This is a genomic window from Thermosipho globiformans (assembly GCF_003990895.1).
Lineage (GTDB): Bacteria > Thermotogota > Thermotogae > Thermotogales > Fervidobacteriaceae > Thermosipho > Thermosipho japonicus.
The window spans coordinates 165,790-186,619 of record NZ_BHXD01000002.1 but is presented as its reverse complement, the minus strand read 5'-3'; the positions used below and the strand labels follow the sequence as shown (position 1 = coordinate 186,619).

Below are 20,830 nucleotides of genomic sequence, written 5' to 3'. Positions count from 1 at the left end.
ATGGCGATAATAAAAATGTCCAAGGCACTCTAAAGAATCTTTTAACTTAACCACATGGAGGTGGAGAAGATATGAGAATTAATCATAACATAAGTGCATTAAACGCTTGGAGAAGTATTGGTCAAACAAATATGGCTATGAGCAAAACTCTTGAAAGACTTTCTTCCGGTCTCAGAATTAACAGAGCTGGTGACGATGCTGCTGGCCTTGCTATCAGTGAAAAAATGAGAGGTCAAATTAAAGGTCTCAATATGGCTATTAAAAACTCTCAAGACGCTATTTCTTTGATTCAAACAGCAGAAGGTGCATTGACTGAAGTTCACTCAATTTTACAAAGAATGAGAGAACTTTCTGTACAAGCTGCTAGTGATACAAATACTGATGTTGATAGAAACCAAATTCAAGCAGAACTTGACCAATTAAGAGAAGAAATCGACAGAATTGCAAGAACAACTGAATTCAATACTAAAAAACTTCTTGATGGTAAACTTGAAAGCTTTAGATCCGAAGTCGATGCTAAAGTCGTTACCGGTGGTAATATAAAATTAGAACTCACAACTCCTGTAAGTTCCGCCGCAACTGAAGGAACTTATGTTGTTGAAGTCGGACAATTAAATGGATCCGAAACTAGTGCTCTTGATGTAAAAATCACACTTATAACCGCCGGTGGAATAAGCACTACTTCTGCTACACTTGGTGCAGCTTCAGCTAGCTTAGGAAATATAACATTCAAATGGGATTCAACAGTATTCGATATAAATGATTTTGGTGGGGCATTGCCAAAAGGGGAAGTTGTTGATAGTGCCGTAGTTAGAGTAGAAGCGACAAACACATCAGCAAATCAACTAATCTTCCAAATAGGTTCAAACGAAGGTCACAATATGATTGCAGGAATTGATGATATGAGCGCTGGCGCTCTTGGTATTACAACAACTTCTCTCGATGTTACAACTCAAGATGCTGCAGAAAGATCAATAATGGTTATTGATGCAGCTATCCACAAAGTAAGTTCTCAAAGAGCTGCTCTCGGTGCTGTACAAAACAGGTTAGAACACACAATTTCCAACCTCGGTGTTGCAGCTGAAAACTTAACAGCAGCAGAAAGTCGTGTAAGAGATGCAGATATGGCAAAAGAAATGATGGAATTTACAAAGCAACAAATTCTTCTTCAAAGCAGTATGGGAATGCTTGCTCAAGCAAATGCTCAACCTCAAAATGTATTGCAATTGTTAAGATAAAACACTATATCTTTTACAAACTTAAGTGGGCATACCGCCCACTTAAGTTTTTTTAGGATAATAAAAAATATATAAAGAAATATTAATTGCACTTCTTTAAAATAAATATTATAGAATTAAATTACTCAGTTTAAAACACTATACTAAAGCTTATAAAAACAAAAAACACCATTTCTAACTTTACATTCATGAAAATTTTAGACAAAACACTGAAAACTTAGAAAAACTTAATACAATTTTTGAATAATTATTTTTAATATTTTGAGGTGATATAAAATGAAAGAAAAAGGATTATTCTCACAAATTCAAAACCTTATATCAACCAAAAAATTTAAAGAAGCAAAAAATCTTGCTGAAAAGATTAAAGATGAAACTGAAAAGGAAAATGTTCTAGGAATAATATCCTACTATGAAAAAAATCTTGAAGAGTCAATAAAGCATTTCGAAAAAGCTTTAAAAGTTAATCCAATACACTCTGACGCTTTATTCAACTATTCAAAAGTTCTATTTGAAAAAGAAAATTACTTTGAATCATGGAGATACCTTACAAGAATACACGAAAAAAATTGGCAAGTTTTTGATCTTTTAGGTGATACACAATTAAAACAAGATAATCCTGCGGTGGCTTTGTATTATTACAAAAAAGCAGCTGAACTTTCTAATATTCCAGAAATGATTGAAAAATACAAAGTAGTTAAAGACAAATTCAAAAAAGATGTTAATCTTGCAATATTTTGCCTTCCTGGCCTTGACAATTTTATTAAAGATATAGCTGAAATTCTATCAAACATCTATAATGTAAGACTAGTAGTTTCAACTGATGGAAAACAAATACAAGAATCATTTAATTGGGCTGATATTGTTTGGCTGGAATGGGCCAATGAAATGGCTATTGAAATAACTAATAAATTGCCGAAAATGAATAAAAATATCATTTGCAGGCTTCATAGTTATGAAGCATTATTAGATTTCCCAGAAAAAATAAATTGGAACAATATTGACACACTAATACTTGTTTCAGACCATATAGAAGATATTCTTAAAAATTATCATTCGGAAATTTACAGTAAACACATTAAAAACAAAATTACAATCATACCAAATGGTGTTAATTTAAATAGATTTAAATTTTCTATAAAAAAACCAGGATATGATCTTGCTATTGTAGCAAACATCAATCACAAAAAAGCCCCAGAAATGTGGTTACAAGTGATTCAGCTACTAAAAACAATAGATGAAAGATACACTTTACATATTGCAGGAAAATTCCAGGATATAAGATATGCAAATTATTTTAACTATTTTATTAAAGACTCAGGATTAGAAAAAAATGTGAAACTATATGGTTATATTAACAATATAAATGAATTTCTTAAAAACAAAAATTATATACTTTCAACCAGCATTCATGAAGGGCATCCTTATAACATACTAGAAGCAATGGCTCGTGGTATTAAACCTTTAATACATAATTACTCTGGTTCAAAAAAACAATGGCCAAATGAATTGATCTTCAATTTTATTTATGAAATTGTTGAAAAAGTACAAAAAATTATAACTCTGAAAATTATAGAAAATTTATCGAAGATAAATATTCACTTGAAAAAGCCATAAAAATTTTAACAGAAACACTAAATAATATAAAATCAAAAGCTACCAGCAAAAATATAAATATTATCTCCAAACAAAAATATAAAATTATTTTGTCCACATCAGGAAAACCAAATATCAGAAAAGGCGGGCCATTAGGTTATATAGCAAACTTAATGGAAGGTCTAAAAAAAATTGACAATTTAAAATTTGAAATTGAATACGTAGACACAAATCTGTTAAATGATTATTTAAGTTACAATAATGTTGATGCAATACATTTTCATTCAACATATGACTTATTCAATTTTATTACAAAAACAAGAAGACAAAAATTTAATCATAAAATACTTTTAACCTCTCATTCTCCTACTCCTTGGTATATAGAAGCGTATGAAGAAGGGTATTTTAAAAGCATTATAGTTGACGGAAAAAAATAAATATTTCACAAAAGGATGAATTCCTTAAAAATCTATCTAAAATTGATATTTTATCTTTTGAAATAGCCGATTATATTCTTTTTGCATCTAAACCTAGCTATGAAAATTATTTTGGTTATAATGAAGAACTTGATCAAATTCTTCTAAAAAAAATTAAAGAAAACAAAGTAAGATATTTTTGGTCTGGTGCTAAACCCTTAGAGAAAAAGAAATCAAAAGAAGAAATTAGAAAATCGCTAGGAATTAAAAATAGTGATTTTTTAATTTCATATGTTGGACGTCATAATAGAATTAAAGGGTTCGATATCCTTAAAAAATCTGGAGAATTTTTATTGAAAACATATAAAAATATTTACTTTATAATAGCCGGCAAAGAGTTTCCAATTAAAGGGTTAGAAGATCCTCATTGGATTGAAATTGGTTGGACCAATGACCCAGGTTCATTAATCTCAGCATCAGATGTATTTGTTGTTCCAAACAGAAAAGCATATTTCGACTTAGCAATTTTAGAAGCACTTTCTCTTGGTTCAATAATAATTACCTCAAATACAGGTGGAAGTAGCGAAATAATAAAAACCACCCCGGGTGTAATAGGATTTGAACCTGAAAATTTAGACGATCTAATCAAAAATATACTATTAGTAAAAGATTTACCATCATTGAAAAAGAAAAAATTACAACAAATAAATTTAGAAACATATAATAAATTTTTTACTGTTGAAAAAATGGCACAAAGATACTTAAATGAACTATCAAAAATTCTGTAAATAAATTATTAAAAAAGATAGGAAGGATGATAAAATGTTTGAAATCTTAGTAGTGGGGGCGGGATTAGCAGGAGCGACATCAGCAAGGATATTGGCAGAAAAAGGATATAAAGTTCTTGTTATTGAGAAGCATAAGCATATAGCAGGGCATTGTCATGATTATAAAGATGAAAACGGAATAACTGTTCATACATATGGCCCCCATATATTTCATACAAAAAATAAACAAGTATGGAATTTTGTAAACAGATTTACTGAATTTCATTACTATCAGCACAGGGTTCTTAGCTATGCTGAAGGTAGATTAATTCCATTTCCAATAAATAGAGATACACTTTCTCAAGTGTTTGGAATTGAGATTGCAACATATGAAGTTGAGGAATTTTTAGAAAAAGAAGTAAAAAAATCTAAATACAATAATCCACCGAAAAATTTTAGAGACGTAGTGGTATCACAAGTAGGTGAAAGACTGTATGAAATGTTTTTTAAAAATTACACGATAAAACAATGGGAAAGAGATCCAGAAGAGCTTGCTCCTGATGTGGCGAAAAGAATACCAATAAGGACTAATAGAGATGATAGATATTTTTCAGATAAATATCAGGGCATACCAAAAAGTGGGTATACAAAAATGGTGGAAAATATGCTTAACCATCCTAACATATCCTTAATGCTAGGAGTAGATTATTTTGAGGTGAAAGATTTATTTAAGCCAAAATTAACAGTATACACAGGAGAACTTGATAGATTTTTTGATTATATGTATGGAAAACTTGAATATCGTTCATTAAGACTCGAGCTAAAAACGATTGATAGAGAATATTATCAACCGGTAGCGGTAGTAAATTATCCAAACGACTATGATTGGACAAGAATAACAGAATACAAACATTTTCTTGATGAAAAGAGTGAAAAAACGACAGTGTGTTTTGAATATCCGTTATCAGAAGGAGAACCATACTATATAGTAATGACCCAAGAAAATATGGAAAAGAGAGAAAAATATATGAGAAAAGTAGGTAAATTAGAATCAACAGGTGAATACATATTCATTGGTAGATTGGCAGAATATAAATATTACAATATGGACCAGGTAATAGATGTAACTTTAAAAAAATTAACAAGTTAATTTAAGCGTTCACAATTCATTTATTCATTTTTAGTTATTTTTTATTTTGTAATAAATAGAAATCACATACAAATCAACCTTTAAGTAATTTCTTAATATAAACAGACAAATGGTCAGAAGAATGAAATAATAAATAATCTACCTTCTAGGCAAACAATACACTATAGATTGAAAAGATTATCAAAAAAGAAAGTGAGTAAGAAACTAAAAAGACTTTTTAGTACACTGCTAGTTATTGACAGTAGTGAAATTAGAGGAAAGAAAAAGAGACTTCATCTATTATATGAAGCAAGGGAAAAAGTGTTATTAGATTTTGAAATAGGAAATAATAAAGAAGTAGAACATGCAGAAATTATTTTAGAAGATATAGAAGGTTCGATACTCTTAGCAGATAGAGGTTACTGGCAATGGGAGTTTATTGAAAAAATGAAAGAAAAGATGAAGTTATATGTAAGACCTAGGGGAAGAAAAGGGAAAGAATTTATGGAAAGAGAAATAAATAGGTTGATATATAGCAAAAGATGGGAAATAGAATGGTATATAGAAAGGCTGAAGCAGAGGATAAAGATGAGAGGAATGAATGAAAGGACGCTAAAGGCACAGATTACATATATGTTACTGGGGCAGCAGTTAACAATGTTAATAGACGCACTCTCTGCTCATCCTAAGATGATTAGATTGATTGAAAAATAATTTTTACATTTTTACATAGGCCAGAGTCTAATAAATTTAATCCTCATTAATAATTTAAATTTACACATTGTTTACATAACATAAACTTGTAAAATTACAAATGTATGGTAAAATTTAGTCGATGCTGAAGACGGCAGGTTAAATAAAGGCGTATGCCGCCTGCCCGAGGCAGAATGGGAAATATTATTTTCCCGTTTGTTGTTGCCTCGGAAATCCGAGGTTTATTTTTTTGTAGGAGGTGGAGAAATTGCTGACTAGAGCACAAAAGGAACAATTAGTTAAAGAATTATCAGAAGTTTTTAAAAATTCATCTTTAATTCTTTTTTCTGACTACAAAGGACTTAACGTTGCACAGATTACAGACCTCAGAAAAAAACTTAGAGAAAAACTTGCTGATGGTGCAAGATATAGAGTAATAAAAAATAGTGTCGCATATCTTGCACTAAAAGAGGCAGGTTACAACGTAGAAGAAATCGAAGATGTTTTTGCTGGTCCACTTGCAATTCTTTACGTTGAAGATGGAGATCCTATAGAAGCAATAAAAGTTATCTACGATTTCTCCAAAGAAATGAAAGGAATTCCTTCATTCAAAGGTCTTTACCTCGACGGCAAATTCTTTAGCGCTGATGAAGTTGAAAACCTATCCAAGCTTCCATCCAAGGAACAACTTCTTGCTATGGTTGTCAGTGGTGTACAAGGACCTATCAGAGGGCTTGTCAACGTATTATCTGGTACACTCAAGAGCTTACTTTATGCTCTTAATGCTATTAAGGATAAAAAATCAGAATAATTTTATTTTAGGAGGTGTATACGTATGACATTAGAAGAAATCGTTAGCGCAATTGAACAATTGACAGTAGCTGAACTTGCAGAACTCGTAAAAATGTTAGAAGACAAATTTGGAGTAAGTGCATCCGCACCAGTTATGGCAATGCCAATGGCAGGAGCAGCAGCAGGTGGTGCTGCAGCAGCAGAAGAAAAAACAGAATTCGATGTAGTTCTCAAGAGCTTCGGCGCAAAGAAAATTGAAGTTATCAAAGTTGTAAGAGAAATTACAGGACTTGGACTTAAAGAAGCAAAAGATCTCGTAGAAAAAGCAGGAACACCAGATGCAGTTGTAAAACAAGGCGCAGCAAAAGAAGAAGCAGAAGAAATCAAGAAAAAATTGGAAGCAGCTGGCGCAGAAGTAGAGCTTAAATAATAGTAACATAAGTTTCTAAAAAGAAAAGATTTTGTATCAACCCCGTACACAGTGTTGTGTATGGGGTTTTTTTGTGTTTTAATATATAATTGGTGTAATATTCCTCCCTAAATTTTTCTAACTGAGGTGATAGGATGAAAGAGATCAAAAGTGGAAAAAGGACCCGTTTTTCTTTTGGAAGGGTCCAGGCACCTATCCCAGTTCCCAACCTCGTGGAAATTCAAACAAAATCTTATCGAGATTTCCTCGAGAATGGGATACTAAAAGTACTTAAAAAGTTCTCCCCTATAACATCTTCCAAATCAGATTTGAGAAAGGAAAAGGGATTCTCCCTTGAGTTTGTTTCTGTACGTGTTGGTGAACCACAAAATACTGTTCAAGAATGTAAAGAAAGGCTTTTAACTTACACAGTTCCAGTATATACAACAGTTCGTATTACTGATAACAGCACAAATGAAATGATAGAAGAAGAAGCCTTCTTGGGTTATTTACCTTACATGACCCCAAGAACAACTTTCATAATTAACGGTGCTGAAAGAGTTGTCGTTAACCAACTCGTAAGAAGCCCTGGTATATATTTTGTGGAAGAACCAAGAAAAACAAGTGGAACTCGTCCAATCTATGTTGCTCATTTCTTGCCTGTAAGGGGAGCATGGCTTGAAATATTGTTAAACCTTAACGATGAAGTATTTTATGCAAGAATTGACAGAAAAAGAAGAGTAAATCTTTTCTTACTGCTCAAGGCACTAGGATATAGTGATGATTTAAAACTTTTATCACTCTTCCCACAATGGATTGACGTCGATGATGAATACACATTAATGCATTCTGAAGGACTCATCGTACTTGAAGATGTTAAGACTAAAAGTGGTGAATTAATAGCAAAACGTGGTGATGTTATAACTCAAGGATTAATTGAAAAACTTGCAAATTCTGAAATTGAAAAGATTAAAGTAGCTCACAGATATGCTGTAAATACCTTAGAAAAGCTAAAACACACTTATGGAGATGACGTAGAAGAAAACAGAGCATATATTGAAATCTTTAGAAAATTAAGACCTGGTGAACTTCCAAGGATAAATGCTGCAAAAATATTCTTAAATAATCTTTACTTTAACGAAGAAAGATTCGAACTTTCTGAAGTTGGTCGTTTCAAAATGAATAACAGACTCGAAGAAGCATATAGAAAATACTTGATTGATGTAGAAGGAAAGTCACCCGAAGAAGTAGAAGGAGTTAAGTATACAGAAACTTCCAATGTTTTAACCCCAATGGATATTGTCCTTGCATCAAGAAATTTAATTGAAATAGATAAACATCCAGGAACAATGGATACAAAAGACCACCTTGGGAACAAAAGGGTTAGAACCGTCGGAGAACTTATTAGAATTGAATTTGAAAGGGCATTTTCAAAAGCTGTTTTCATGATCCAAGAAAAACTTGCTACATATACTTCTCTTGATAAAATATCAGTTCAAAGCCTTATTAATGTTAGATCAATTATCGCAACTATAAATTCATTCTTTGCAACAAACCCTCTTTCACAATTTATGGATCAAACAAATCCTCTTGCAGAACTCACACACAAGAGAAGGCTTACGGCAGTTGGTCCTGGTGGATTAAAAAGAGAACGCGCAAGATTTGAGGTGCGTGATGTTCACCACTCACATTATGGAAGAATGTGTCCAATTGAAACACCTGAAGGTGCAAACATAGGTCTTATCACATCACTTTCAGTATATTCAACAATTGATAAATATGGATTTTTAATAACACCTTATGTAAAAGTGGTAAAAGGTAAAGTAACAGATGAAATTGTTTACCTTACAGCAGATGAAGAAGAAAATTACAAAATAGCTCCATCAACAACTCCCGTTGATAAAGAAGGAAATATCATTCCTGAAAATGTCACAGTCAGATATGAAGAAAAAGTATTGTACGTTAGTAAATATGACGTTCAATTTTTAGATGTCGCACCAAACCAAATTGTCAGTGTCTCTACATCACTAATTCCATTCTTGGAACACGATGATGCTAACAGGGCTCTCATGGGTTCAAACATGCAAAGACAAGGTGTTCCACTAATAGAAACAGAAGCTCCAAGGGTTGGAACAGGAATGGAATGGGAAGCTGCAAAATACTCCGGTACACTTGTCTTAGCAAAACACGATGGTATTGTGAAAAAAATAGATGCAAATAAGATAATAATTCATAGAATAGATGAAAATGGAAAAGAAATGTACGATTCAATGGGAAATCCAGTTCTTGATACATACGAACTACTCAAATTTACAAGAACAAACCAAGATACATGTATAAATCAAAGACCTATTGTTAATGTAGGAGAGATAGTCAAAAAAGACGATCCAATTGCAGATGGTCCTGCAACAGACATGGGAGAGCTTGCACTTGGTAAAAACGTCCTTGTTGCATTTGTACCATGGGAAGGTTATAACTTTGAAGATGCTATTCTTATTAGTGAAGAGCTCCTTGAAAAAGAAACATACACTTCTGTTCACATAGAAGTGTATGAAACAACAGCAAGAGATACAAGACTTGGTCCTGAAGAAATTACACCTGATATTCCAAATGTAAGTAAAGAAAAATTAAGAAACTTAGATGAAGATGGAATTATAAGAATCGGTGCATATGTCCAAGAAACGGATATATTAGTTGGTAAGGTTACACCAAAGAGTGAAAGCGATACTACTCCAGAAGAAAAAATCATCAGATCAGTCTTTGGTGAAAAAGGTAAAGAAGTAAAAGATTCTTCTTTGAGAGTTCCACACGGTATCGAAGGAAGAGTCATTGCAGTTCACGTTTTTGATAAGGAAAAAGATGGAGACCTTGGACCAGGAGTCAATAAATTAATAAGGGTTTATGTTGCAATAAGAAAACCACTTGAAGTTGGAGATAAACTTGCAGGAAGACACGGTAACAAAGGTGTTGTATCAAAGATACTTCCAAAAGAAGACATGCCATTTTTACCAGATGGAACTCCCGTTCAAGTTGTCTTAAGTCCACTGGGTGTTCCATCACGTATGAACGTAGGTCAAATTCTTGAAACAAGCTTAGGATGGCTTGCAATGCTTACAAATAAATGGTTTGCAACCCCTGTGTTTGACGGCGCAAAAGAAAAAGACATTCTTCCAGAGCTTTACAAAGCAAGAAAGAAATTTGGTCTTGAAGCCGGAGATGACGAAAACAATCCAACAGGAAAAGTTACTTTAAGAGACGGTAGAACTGGACTTGAGTTTGATCATCCAATACTTGTTGGTTATATGTACGTAATGAAACTAATCCACATAGCAAGAGATAAAATACACGCAAGATCAACCGGTCCTTACTCTTTAATTCACCAACAACCATTGGGTGGTAAAGCACAATTTGGTGGTCAAAGATTTGGAGAAATGGAAGTTTGGGCACTTGAAGCATATGGTGCTGCACATACATTGAATGAAATGCTTACGGTAAAGAGTGACGATATAATGGGAAGAAATGAAGTTTACAAGGCAATAATGAAAGGTAAAAATATTCCAGAGCCTGGTCTTCCAGAAAGTTTCAAAGTGCTTGTAAGAGAGCTAAGAGGAATCGCACTAGACGTCAGAGTATATGACAGTGAAGGAAACGAAATAGACATCGAAAAGTTATAATGCCCCATAAGGAGGGAAAATGATGGGTTCAACTTTTAAGAGAAAAATTGCAAAAGTTACTGTCAAAGTTGCCTCACCCGAGGTAATTAGAAGTTGGTCAAGTGGCGAGGTAAAAAAGCCTGAAACCATCAACTATAGAACATTCAAGCCTGAAAAAGATGGTCTTTTCTGTGAAAAAATATTCGGTCCTACAAAGGACTATGAGTGTGCTTGCGGAAAATATAAAGGAAAAAAATATGAAGGAACAGTTTGTGAAAGATGTGGAGTAAGGGTAGAGTCAAAAGAAGCTAGAAGAAGAAGGATGGGGCATATAGACTTAGTTGCACCGGTTGTACATGTTTGGTATCTTAAAAGCAGTCCAAGTATCTTATCTTCGCTTCTTGGAATACCTGCAAAGGAACTTGAAAACGTTGTTTACTATGGTGGAAAAAGAATCATTGAAAAAATATTGATTGTTACTGATCCAAAAAATACAGACTTTATAAAAGGTTCGCAATTATACCAAACAGAATATGAGATATACAGTCAAAAATTAGATTTTGAAGTAGTTCCCGGAGTTATAATTAAATCTCCTTCAACTCCTGTTACTTCTTCTATTTCAGGTGAAGTAAAAATTAGACATGAAAAAACTCATACAGATAGAGAAATAACTTGGGTAGATGTAAGAAAAATATCAAGAGCAGAGCATAGACTATACACCGGAATGATTTTAAATGTTAAAAACGGGGATAAAGTAAATCAAGGTGATGAAATAGTCTCAGAAATGCAAATTGATCCAATATATGCTCCATTCGATGGAACAGTTGAAATAGATGAAATATCAGAATCAATTACCGTTAGACCACTTTCAACGAGCAAAGATATTCCTGTTACGTTTTCTTTACCATATGGAGTTAAACCTACCGTTTCAAACGGTGCAAAGGTAAAGAAAGGGGACCAATTAACAAATGGAACAATACTTCCAGCAGTTGTAGCATCTGTAAGTGGTACTATAAGCTTTGGTAAAGATCTCAATGTAAGACCAAGAGAAGATGGAAAATATGAAGTTCTCAAAAATGGAACTTTATACGTAGAAAATGTTGTAGAAGAAAAACACTATCCACTATTTGAAGGTGCATTGGTATATGTAGAAGACGGTCAAGAAATTAATGAAGGTGACGTAATAGCCGATAGATTCTTGTTTGAAGATGAATATCTAACAATTGACGAATTTAAGATATTTGAGGAACATTATCCTGCAATGTTCACTGCAGAATCAGAAGTTGAAAATGACAGACCAATCGTTGTTATCACAAAAATTGACGATGAAGTATCAGTTGAAACAGGATTAAAAATAGGTGACATTATTACCGATGATCAATATTGGGCATATAGAGTTCTCTATGGAGAAAAGATTGAAGCAGATTCAGGTGCTGCCGCAATTAAAAAGTTACTTCAAAACTTGGATCTTGAAAAACTTAAAGCAGAAATTGAAGCAGAACTTAAAAAAGTTTCAAAGAGCAGTGGTAGAGCCAAAAAATTACTAAGAAGACTAAAAATAGTTAAGGATCTTCTAAAGAGTGAAACAAAGCCAGAATGGATGGTTCTTGAGGCAATACCTGTTGTTCCACCTGACATAAGACCAATGATACAGGTTGAAGGTGGAAGATTTGCAACAACCGACCTTAACGACCTTTACAGGCGCGTTATTAACAGAAACAACAGGCTTAAAAAACTATATGAAATGAATTCACCAGAGATAATAATAAAGAATGAAAAGAGAATGCTCCAAGAAGCAGTTGATAGCTTAATATACAACGGAAGAATGGGTAAAGCAGTCACGGATAGAAATGGAAGGCCATTAAAATCATTAACCGACCTATTAAAAGGTAAAAAAGGAAGGTTTAGAAGAAACTTACTTGGTAAACGTGTGGATTACTCTGGTCGTGCAGTTATTGTTGTTGGTCCTCACCTTAAAATACATGAATGTGGTCTTCCAAAGAAAATGGCTATGGAATTATTCAAGCCATTTGTTCTTGCAGAACTTTTGAATAAAGACGATGAGACAAGCAAAACTGCAAGAAAGATGAAAAAGGCAATAATTGAAAAAGAATTACCACAAGCATATGAAGTGCTTGAAGAAATAATTAAAGGGCACCCAGTTCTTTTAAACAGAGCTCCAACATTGCACAGGATGTCACTTCAAGCATTTGAGCCAAGACTTATTGAAGGTAACGCAATACAACTTCATCCATTAGTCTGTCCTCCATTTAACGCAGACTTTGACGGAGACCAAATGGCAGTCCACGTACCACTTTCTGCCGCAGCACAAGCTGAAGCAAAGTTCTTAATGCTTTCAAGATACAATATAATATCACCTGCACATGGAAAGCCAATATCCATGCCAGGTAAAGATATAGTTGCAGGTGTTTACTACTTAACAATGGTAGATAAAAACTTTGATAACGTAAAGGAAAAAGATATAAAATGGAAATTCTCTTCAATTGAAGAGGCTGGACTTGCATATGAATTTGGATATATAACACTTCACGATCCAATCCTTGTAAAAGTTGATGATAAAGTAATTAAAACCACATACGGAAGATTAATCTTTGCAAGTATAGTTCCAGACGAATTTAAAGATTACAACAAAACATATGGTAAAGGCGCAATTAAAGACCTGGTTTACAATACATTCAAAAAATACGGTGTCGATAGAACAGCCGACCTTCTTGACGACATAAAAGATCTTGGATTCCACTATGCTACGATCTCAGGATTAACTGTAAGTATTACAGACTTTTATATCTCTCCTGAAAGAGAGAAAATTATTGAACAAGCAAAAGCAAAAGTTAGTGAAATAGAAGAATTATTTGCAGAAGGATTCCTATCAGACGAAGAAAGATACAGAGAAACTATCAAAATATGGGCTGATGCTACTGAAAAAGTTCAAGATGCAACATTTGAATACATAGGAAAAGATCCATTTAACCCAATCTATATAATGGTTGATTCCGGTGCTAGGGGTAATAAAGACCAACTAAAACAACTTGCAGGTATGCGTGGTCTAATGGCTGATCCTTCTGGAAGAACTATTGAAATCCCAATTATTTCAAACTTTAGAGAAGGATTATCAGTGCTTGAATTCTTTATCAGTACACACGGTGCAAGAAAAGGTTCGGCAGATACTGCACTTAGAACAAGCTCTGCAGGATACCTTACAAGAAGACTTGTAGACGTTGCACAATCTGTAGTTGTTACAACAACCGACTGTGGAACACACAACGGTGTTAGGGCAACTGTTCTAAAGAGCAGCGATGGTTTAACTGTTGAAAAACTTGAAGACTTCTTATTTGGTAGAGTCCTTGCAAAAGATGTATTTGATCCAAAGACAAATAATGTTCTTGTAAATCCAGAAACAGGCAAACAATACACAAGAGATACAATGATCGATGATGATGATGCCAAGTTCTTAGGAAATTATTCTGTAAGAATTCCAGTAGTAACTGAAGGCGAAATTGATTTAAGCAGTCCTGAACTTCCAGAAAGTTACTGTGAACTTGCAGAAGATTTCGTATACGACGATGTACACTATGAAGCTGGAACAGAAGTAAACTGGGATATAATTAGAAAAGCAACATCTGCAGGACTTTCAAAGTTGAAAGTAAAGATATATCCAGTCGTTGGAAAAGTATCAGTTGAGACAGTATTAAGCAGTAAAGATTCCAAACAACTTGTTGTTGATGAAGAATTAATAGAAGTTACAACCGCAAAAATACTTGAAGAAAATAATGTTGAATCAGTACAAGTAAGACCAGAAATCATAGTTAGATCAGTTCTCACTTGTGAAGCAGAGCACGGCGTATGTTCAAAATGTTACGGTATGGATCTTTCAAATCACCAGATTGTTGGTGTTGGTGAGTCGGTTGGTGTTGTTGCTGCACAGTCAATCGGTGAACCAGGTACGCAGCTAACAATGAGAACATTCCACACAGGTGGTATCGCAACAACAGCAGATATTACTCAAGGTCTTCCAAGAGCTGAAGAATTGTTTGAAGCAAGAAAGAAACTTAAAGAACCTGAAGGCGTCTTTTCAAGAGTAAAAGGCTATGTAAAAGATATAGTTGAAGACGAAACTGGTCAAAAGAAAGTTTATATAGAAGATGAAGCTGGTGACATTCACGAATACGAAATTCCAATTAAAGTTAAAGTTGCAGTTAATAAGGGACAAAAGGTACTTCCAGGGCAATCATTGTCAACTGGTGCAATTAGGCCAAGAAAGATTCTTGAAACACTCGATGTTGATGCTACTGCATTGTACCTGTTAAAGGAAATCAAGAAAGTTTACGTAGAACAAGGTGTTGATATTCACGATAAACACTTTGAAATTATAATAAAACAGATGCTTGATAAAGTCGAAGTAGTAGATCCAGGCGATACAGATTATCTACCCGGTGATTTGGTAAGACTTGAAACGGTAAAAAGGATTAATAAAGAAATTTTAGAATCTAATGTACAAGTTGATTCAAACAGAAAACGTGTTATAGGAAAAGAATTACATCACCATCTGATCGCAGAAGATGAAAATGGACAAATAGTAGAAATTGCAAAAGAAGGGGAAGAGGTAACAGAAGAAATTTTAGAAAAAGCTATAAAACTTGGAATTAAAGACCTAGTAGTGAAAAACGGCGAGGGAGAAATTGTTACATATCAAATTCTTCCAAAAGAGCCAATTAAATACAGAAGAAGATTGCTCAGAATTACGAAGGCATCACTTGAACGTGTTGGCTGGTTAAGTGCTGCAAGTTTCCAACAAACACCACAAGTTCTTACAGAAGCAGCTATTGAAGGAGCAGAAGATCTATTACTTGGTTTAAAGGAAAATGTTATTGTTGGACAGTTAATACCAGCAGGAACGGGTCTGGATATGTTTGCAAACATTCAAATAGAAGAAACTCCAAGACTTGCGCAAGAAAAAGAAAAAATGGCTTAACAGACAATAATAGAGATAACCCCCCTCAAAAAATTGAGGGGGGTTATTTGTTTGAAATGCGAACTATATGTTATAATTTACTTTGCAGGGGGTGAATGGTATGATATTGATAAAAAACGGGACAATTTATCCAATTACAAAAAGTCCATTTAAAGGAGATATTTTAATTGAAAATGGGCAAATTAAAAAAATTGGTGAAAACATCGAAGAAAAAGGAGCAGAGGTTATTGATGCAACTAGTAAATACGTCTTCCCAGGATTTATTGATGCACACTCACATATAGGTGTTTTTGAAGAAGGAGTAGGTGAATTTTATTACCAAGACGGAAACGAATATTCAAATCCACTTACACCTCATGTAAGAGCATTAGATGCATTTTATCCAGGTGATAAGGCAATAAAAAGAGCTTTGTCCGGTGGTGTAACAACTGTAATGGTAGTCCCAGGTAGTGCAAATCCAATTGGTGGGCAGGGATTTATTCTCAAATTCAAATCCGACATCGTTGATGAAATGGTTATAAGACAACCAGCAGGTCTTAAAATGGCTTTCGGGGAAAATCCAAAGAGAGTATATGGATCTCAAAACAAAACACCAATGACAAGGCTTGGTGTCACAGCAGTTATTAGAGAATACTTTACCAAGGTAAAAGATTATATGAGAAGAAGACAAGAAGACCCAAAAACTCCAATTGATTTTACTCTTGAAATTGGTGTAAAAGTTTTAAAGAAGGAAATTCCAGCTAGATGTCATGCTCATAGAGCAGACGATATTGTTACAGCCATAAGGATTGCTGAAGAATTTAATTTTGACTTAGTTATTGAGCATGCAACAGAAGGTTATAAAATTGCTGATTTTCTAAAGAAAAAGAAAATACCCGTTGTTTTGGGGCCATTATTTGGTTTTAGAACAAAGCTTGAATTAACAGACATGACATACGAGGCAATTAAAATTATTAATGAAAAAGGAATTCTTGCAGCTTTAATGTGCGATCATCCAGTAATACACCTTGAACATGCTAATATTCAAGCTGCAACAGCATTAAGATATGGTGCAAAAGAAGAAGATCTATTAAAAATGCTTACAATAAATCCTGCTAAGATATTAAAAATTGACGATAGAGTAGGATCAATCGAAGAAGGAAAAGATGCAGATATAGTTATATGGAACACACATCCATTTAACTTTAAAGCTAGAGCAGAAAAGGTATTTATTGAAGGAAAATTAGTATACAGCGACTAAACAGTTAAAAATAACTTTAAAATCAGCAGCCTTTTTAGGCTGCTGATTTTTTATACACCTTATTTTACAAAAGAGCTATAGTTTTGTTGTATAATAATATTAATATATAAAAATAGGAGGAGCAAAAATGATATTGTTTGTTGGAGAATTACTTGCAGACATGATTGCTGAAGAATCATTTGACACAGCTAAGTACTTTGAAATGAAAGTTGGAGGCTCTCCAGGTAATATAGCCTCTTATCTATCACAATTAGGAGTTACAACTCGAATATTATCTAGAGTTGGAAACGATATTATCGGAAAAAGGATTATAAATAAACTAAGACAAAAAGGTGTAGATACCAGCTACATTCAGATAGATAAAGAATATGGAACAACTCTTGTTTTCGTTAAAAAAACAAAAGATACTCCAGATTTTTTTGTTTTAAGAGGTGCTGATAGATTTATTAAGCTACCTGATAATGATATATTTAATGGGATTAAAATACTCCATTTAAGTTGTTGGACTATTTCATACGATGACTTATTTAAAAAAGCTGTTTCAATTTTAGACATGGCTATTAAAAATAGAATCTTAATCGGTTTTGATCCAAATTGCAGGGATAAAATTTTTAAATGTGGCAAAATAAATAAAGAAAAAGTAAAATTTATTTTGAAACATACTAACTTTTGCAAACCCTCACTCGATGATGCAGCTGCTATATTTGGTAAAAAAGATTATTCTCTTGAAGATACCATAAAATATTACATAGATAAATTTCATGACTTAGGCGTTAAAAATATAGCATTAACTGCAGGAAAACATGGGGCATATATTTTTGATGGAAAAGATGTAATACATATTCCAAGTAATGCAAAAAAAGTTGTTGATGCAACTGGTGCAGGTGATGGTTTCTGGGCTGGCTTGTACTACGGAATATTAAATGGAAAGAATTTTGTAGAGTCTTGTAAAATGGGGAGTAAAGTTTCAGCTCATATTCTTAAGTTTGTTGGTGCTGATGTAGAGTTAAATAATAAAATATGGGAGTGATGTCGATGAAAAAAATTGCTTTTTTCAATCCTCAAGGAAATTTCGATAAAAATGATAGTCATCTAACTGAACATCCAGACTTTGGAGGGCAATTAGTATACGTTAAAGAACTTGCAAAAGCAATAGCTTCAAAAGGAATACAAGTTGATATTATAACAAGACAAATAATAGATGAAAAATGGCCTGAATTTTCAGAGCCCTTTGATTATTATCCAGATTCTCCTAATTTAAGAATAGTTAGAATACCATTTGGTGGAAAAAAGTTCTTAAATAAAGAAAATCTTTGGAACCATCTTCCCGAATATGTAGAGGGAATTTACGGCCTCTACAAAAAAGAAGGAAGTTTTCCAGATTTTGTTACAACCCATTATGGCGATGGAGGAATAAGTGGTGTTTTGTTTTTAGAAAAAACAGACATTCCATTTTCCTTTACTGGGCATTCATTAGGAGTATGGAAACTTGAAAAAATGCTAAATGAAGGATTTTCTCAAGAAGAACTTGAAAGAAAATTTAAATTCTCCGTAAGAATACTTGCAGAAAATCTTGCGATAAAATACTCATCTTTTGTTGTTTGTAGTACTTCCCATGAAAGATATGTACAATATTCTCATAAATTGTACAACGCAGATCCATACAGTGATAAATTTAAAATAATTCCTCCTGGAATTAACTCTAAAATATTTAATTCCAAACCTCATAAAGAAGATGAAATAATAGAAAATTATTTAAACAATGTACTTTCAAGTGCTCCTAAAGAAAGGCAAAAACTACCATTTATAATTTTATCTAGCAGGATCGATAGAAAGAAAAATCATATAGCAGTTGTCCGCGCATTTTTAAAAAATAAAAATTTAAAAGAAAATGCAAATTTAATTATTGTAGTAAGAGCAATAGATGATGTCATTAAATTTGTAAACGAAAAAGATAGCGAAGAATCAGAAATCTTAAGAGAAATAATTAATGAAGGTAAAAAAGAAATTAAAAATAGTATATTTTTCTTGAATATTTCTAATCAAAAAAGTCTTGCTTCTTTATATAGAGTCGCTGCAAAACGCAATTCGGTTTTTACCTTACCATCGCACTATGAACCATTCGGGCTGGCTATTATAGAAGCAGCCGCTTGTGGATTAGTCGTTACAGCAACAAAATATGGCGGTCCCGTTGAAATTTTATCTGATAATAAGGAACTACTATTTGATCCTGAAAATGCTGATGATATTGCAAACAAATTGTATATTGCCTTAACTAAATACAACAGCTCACAATTTATTGAATTATCTAGAAAATATACTTGGGAAAGTACCGCCGACAAATATCTTGAAAATATTGACAAAGTTTTGAAAAATAAATTAGAAATTAATAAAAACCAACTTAAAGGCGATATTAAAAAATTTCTAAGAAAAATTCTATAAATCCACAAACTTAATTTGTTATTTTAATATCATATATAATGTTTTCTTATTTTTTTCAAAAAGTGCTATAATTAATTATGGGGATGATAACATGAAAAAATTAATATTCTTATTCCTTATTATAATATATAATATGCTCAGTTTCTCTTTAACTTTGTATACTTATCCACAAGATAATATAAAATTTTTTGATGAAAATGGAAAACTAATCGGAATATCTCACAAATTTATCAAAATATTGAATGAAAAATTGAAAGAATATAATATCAAAATCGAATACAAATCAACCCACCCTAAAAAACTCTCCGAAATTCTCTCAGCCCTTGAAAAAGATGAAATTCAAGTATTCATAGGTCTTGCAAAAAATGAAGAAAGGCTAGAAAATTTTAAATTTACAAATTATCCACTTTGGAGTGTACAACTTGCTTTACTTACCAAAAAAGAAAATAACGATACAAAAAATTTTCACAATAAAAAAATTGGAGTTATATCAAATTCAAAAACCGAAGAGTTATCTAAAATATATTTTAAAGATGCTAAATTTGTCAAATTCGACGGTATCTCAAAAGCATTAGAAAGTTTATTAAAAGGTAAAATAGACTTTTTATCATATAACTCTTTTTTGCTTGGATATTACCAAAGTATATACTATGATTCTTTAAAATTGATAAATATTAAAAATGAAAAGTACAGACAATACATTGCTTTCTCAAAAAGTGTTGATGACAACGTCGTTGATATTTTCGACAATGTTTTAAAAGAACTTTTCAAATCAAATGAATTTGAAAAATTATTCGGTGGATATTACGGAATAATCCCTGGAAATATAGTAGAACTTGTAACCATAGATTGGCCATCTTATGAGTACTATGAAAATGGAAAATGGCAGGGAATTGACTATGAAATTTTAAATCTTGCTGTGAATGAGATGGGACTAAAATTAGTTACATATGAGTATCCATGGAGCAGGTGTCTTCAATTAATGAAATCAAAATACTCAGATATTGTCTTAACTTTGCTAAAAACAGAAGATAGAAAACAATATTTATACTTTACCGATATTCCAATTAGCTATGGAAAAGATGTATATTTTTTTCTAAAAGGTAATCCAAACAGGAATATAGCAGGATATATAAAAGACTATGCATATCCTAAAGAGTTTTTTAAATCACCTTACAAAAAAGTACCAGTAGATTCAGATGAAAGGGGAATGATTTTTCTTTCACAAAAAAGAATAGATGTATTTATAACAAACCTTTACGTTGGGTTATTTTATGCAAATAAGTATAACATTAATGTTGAGTACTCAAAGACAATTAAAGAACAAGAATATTACGTTGGTTTTTCAAAAACGTATTTTGGTAAGTTTTTATCTCAGCAAATTACGAAATTATTAGAAAGATTTAGAAAAGATGGAACATATGAAAAGATTTACAGAAAGTATAATATACCGTGGGAGGAATAA

General features: G+C 32.6%; 14 protein-coding genes. All 14 read left to right on the top strand.

The window, feature by feature from the left end; genetic code table 11:
* Window positions 1–71: 71 nt before the first annotated feature.
* Window positions 72–1,238 (top strand): flagellin N-terminal helical domain-containing protein, encoded by a 1,167-nt coding sequence (locus EO083_RS02900; protein ID WP_126992691.1) that lies wholly within the window; start codon window positions 72–74, stop codon window positions 1,236–1,238.
* Between the two features lie 276 nt (window positions 1,239–1,514).
* Window positions 1,515–2,852, top strand: a complete 1,338-nt coding sequence (locus tag EO083_RS02895; protein ID WP_241229945.1) for a glycosyltransferase — start codon at window positions 1,515–1,517, stop codon at window positions 2,850–2,852.
* 152 nt (window positions 2,853–3,004) lie between these two features.
* Window positions 3,005–3,268, top strand: a complete 264-nt coding sequence (locus EO083_RS09875) for a hypothetical protein (RefSeq protein WP_164723681.1) — start codon at window positions 3,005–3,007, stop codon at window positions 3,266–3,268.
* Window positions 3,265–4,035: a glycosyltransferase family 4 protein gene (locus EO083_RS02890; RefSeq protein ID WP_126992690.1), complete on the top strand. Its 771-nt coding sequence runs from the start codon at window positions 3,265–3,267 to the stop codon at window positions 4,033–4,035. Before EO083_RS09875 ends, EO083_RS02890 begins: the two co-directional genes overlap by 4 nt.
* 34 nt (window positions 4,036–4,069) lie before the next feature.
* Entirely contained in the window at window positions 4,070–5,164 is a 1,095-nt protein-coding gene (gene glf / locus EO083_RS02885) for a UDP-galactopyranose mutase (protein WP_126992689.1), read from the top strand.
* 192 nt (window positions 5,165–5,356) lie between these two features.
* Window positions 5,357–5,857, top strand: coding sequence for a transposase (locus EO083_RS02880; RefSeq protein ID WP_241229943.1), 501 nt, complete (start codon window positions 5,357–5,359; stop codon window positions 5,855–5,857).
* Window positions 5,858–6,104: 247 nt separating this feature from the next.
* Entirely contained in the window at window positions 6,105–6,647 is a 543-nt protein-coding gene (rplJ, locus tag EO083_RS02875; RefSeq protein ID WP_126992688.1) for a 50S ribosomal protein L10, read from the top strand.
* A gap of 24 nt (window positions 6,648–6,671) precedes the next feature.
* The gene (gene rplL, locus EO083_RS02870) at window positions 6,672–7,058 is read left to right on the top strand and encodes a 50S ribosomal protein L7/L12 (protein WP_114703158.1); all 387 of its coding nucleotides are present in this window, start codon (window positions 6,672–6,674) and stop codon (window positions 7,056–7,058) included.
* Window positions 7,059–7,192: 134 nt separating this feature from the next.
* Window positions 7,193–10,711, top strand: coding sequence for a DNA-directed RNA polymerase subunit beta (gene rpoB / locus EO083_RS02865; RefSeq protein ID WP_126992687.1), 3,519 nt, complete (start codon window positions 7,193–7,195; stop codon window positions 10,709–10,711).
* Between the two features lie 19 nt (window positions 10,712–10,730).
* Window positions 10,731–15,683 (top strand): DNA-directed RNA polymerase subunit beta', encoded by a 4,953-nt coding sequence (locus EO083_RS02860; protein ID WP_126992686.1) that lies wholly within the window; start codon window positions 10,731–10,733, stop codon window positions 15,681–15,683.
* Between the two features lie 100 nt (window positions 15,684–15,783).
* Window positions 15,784–16,923 carry an amidohydrolase gene (locus EO083_RS02855; RefSeq protein ID WP_126992685.1) on the top strand — a complete coding sequence of 380 codons (1,140 nt, stop codon included), beginning with the start codon at window positions 15,784–15,786 and terminating at the stop codon, window positions 16,921–16,923.
* A gap of 127 nt (window positions 16,924–17,050) precedes the next feature.
* Window positions 17,051–17,953: a carbohydrate kinase family protein gene (locus EO083_RS02850; protein WP_126992684.1), complete on the top strand. Its 903-nt coding sequence runs from the start codon at window positions 17,051–17,053 to the stop codon at window positions 17,951–17,953.
* A gap of 5 nt (window positions 17,954–17,958) precedes the next feature.
* Entirely contained in the window at window positions 17,959–19,365 is a 1,407-nt protein-coding gene (locus EO083_RS02845) for a glycosyltransferase (RefSeq protein WP_126992683.1), read from the top strand.
* 91 nt (window positions 19,366–19,456) lie between these two features.
* Entirely contained in the window at window positions 19,457–20,830 is a 1,374-nt protein-coding gene (locus EO083_RS02840; RefSeq protein WP_126992682.1) for a transporter substrate-binding domain-containing protein, read from the top strand.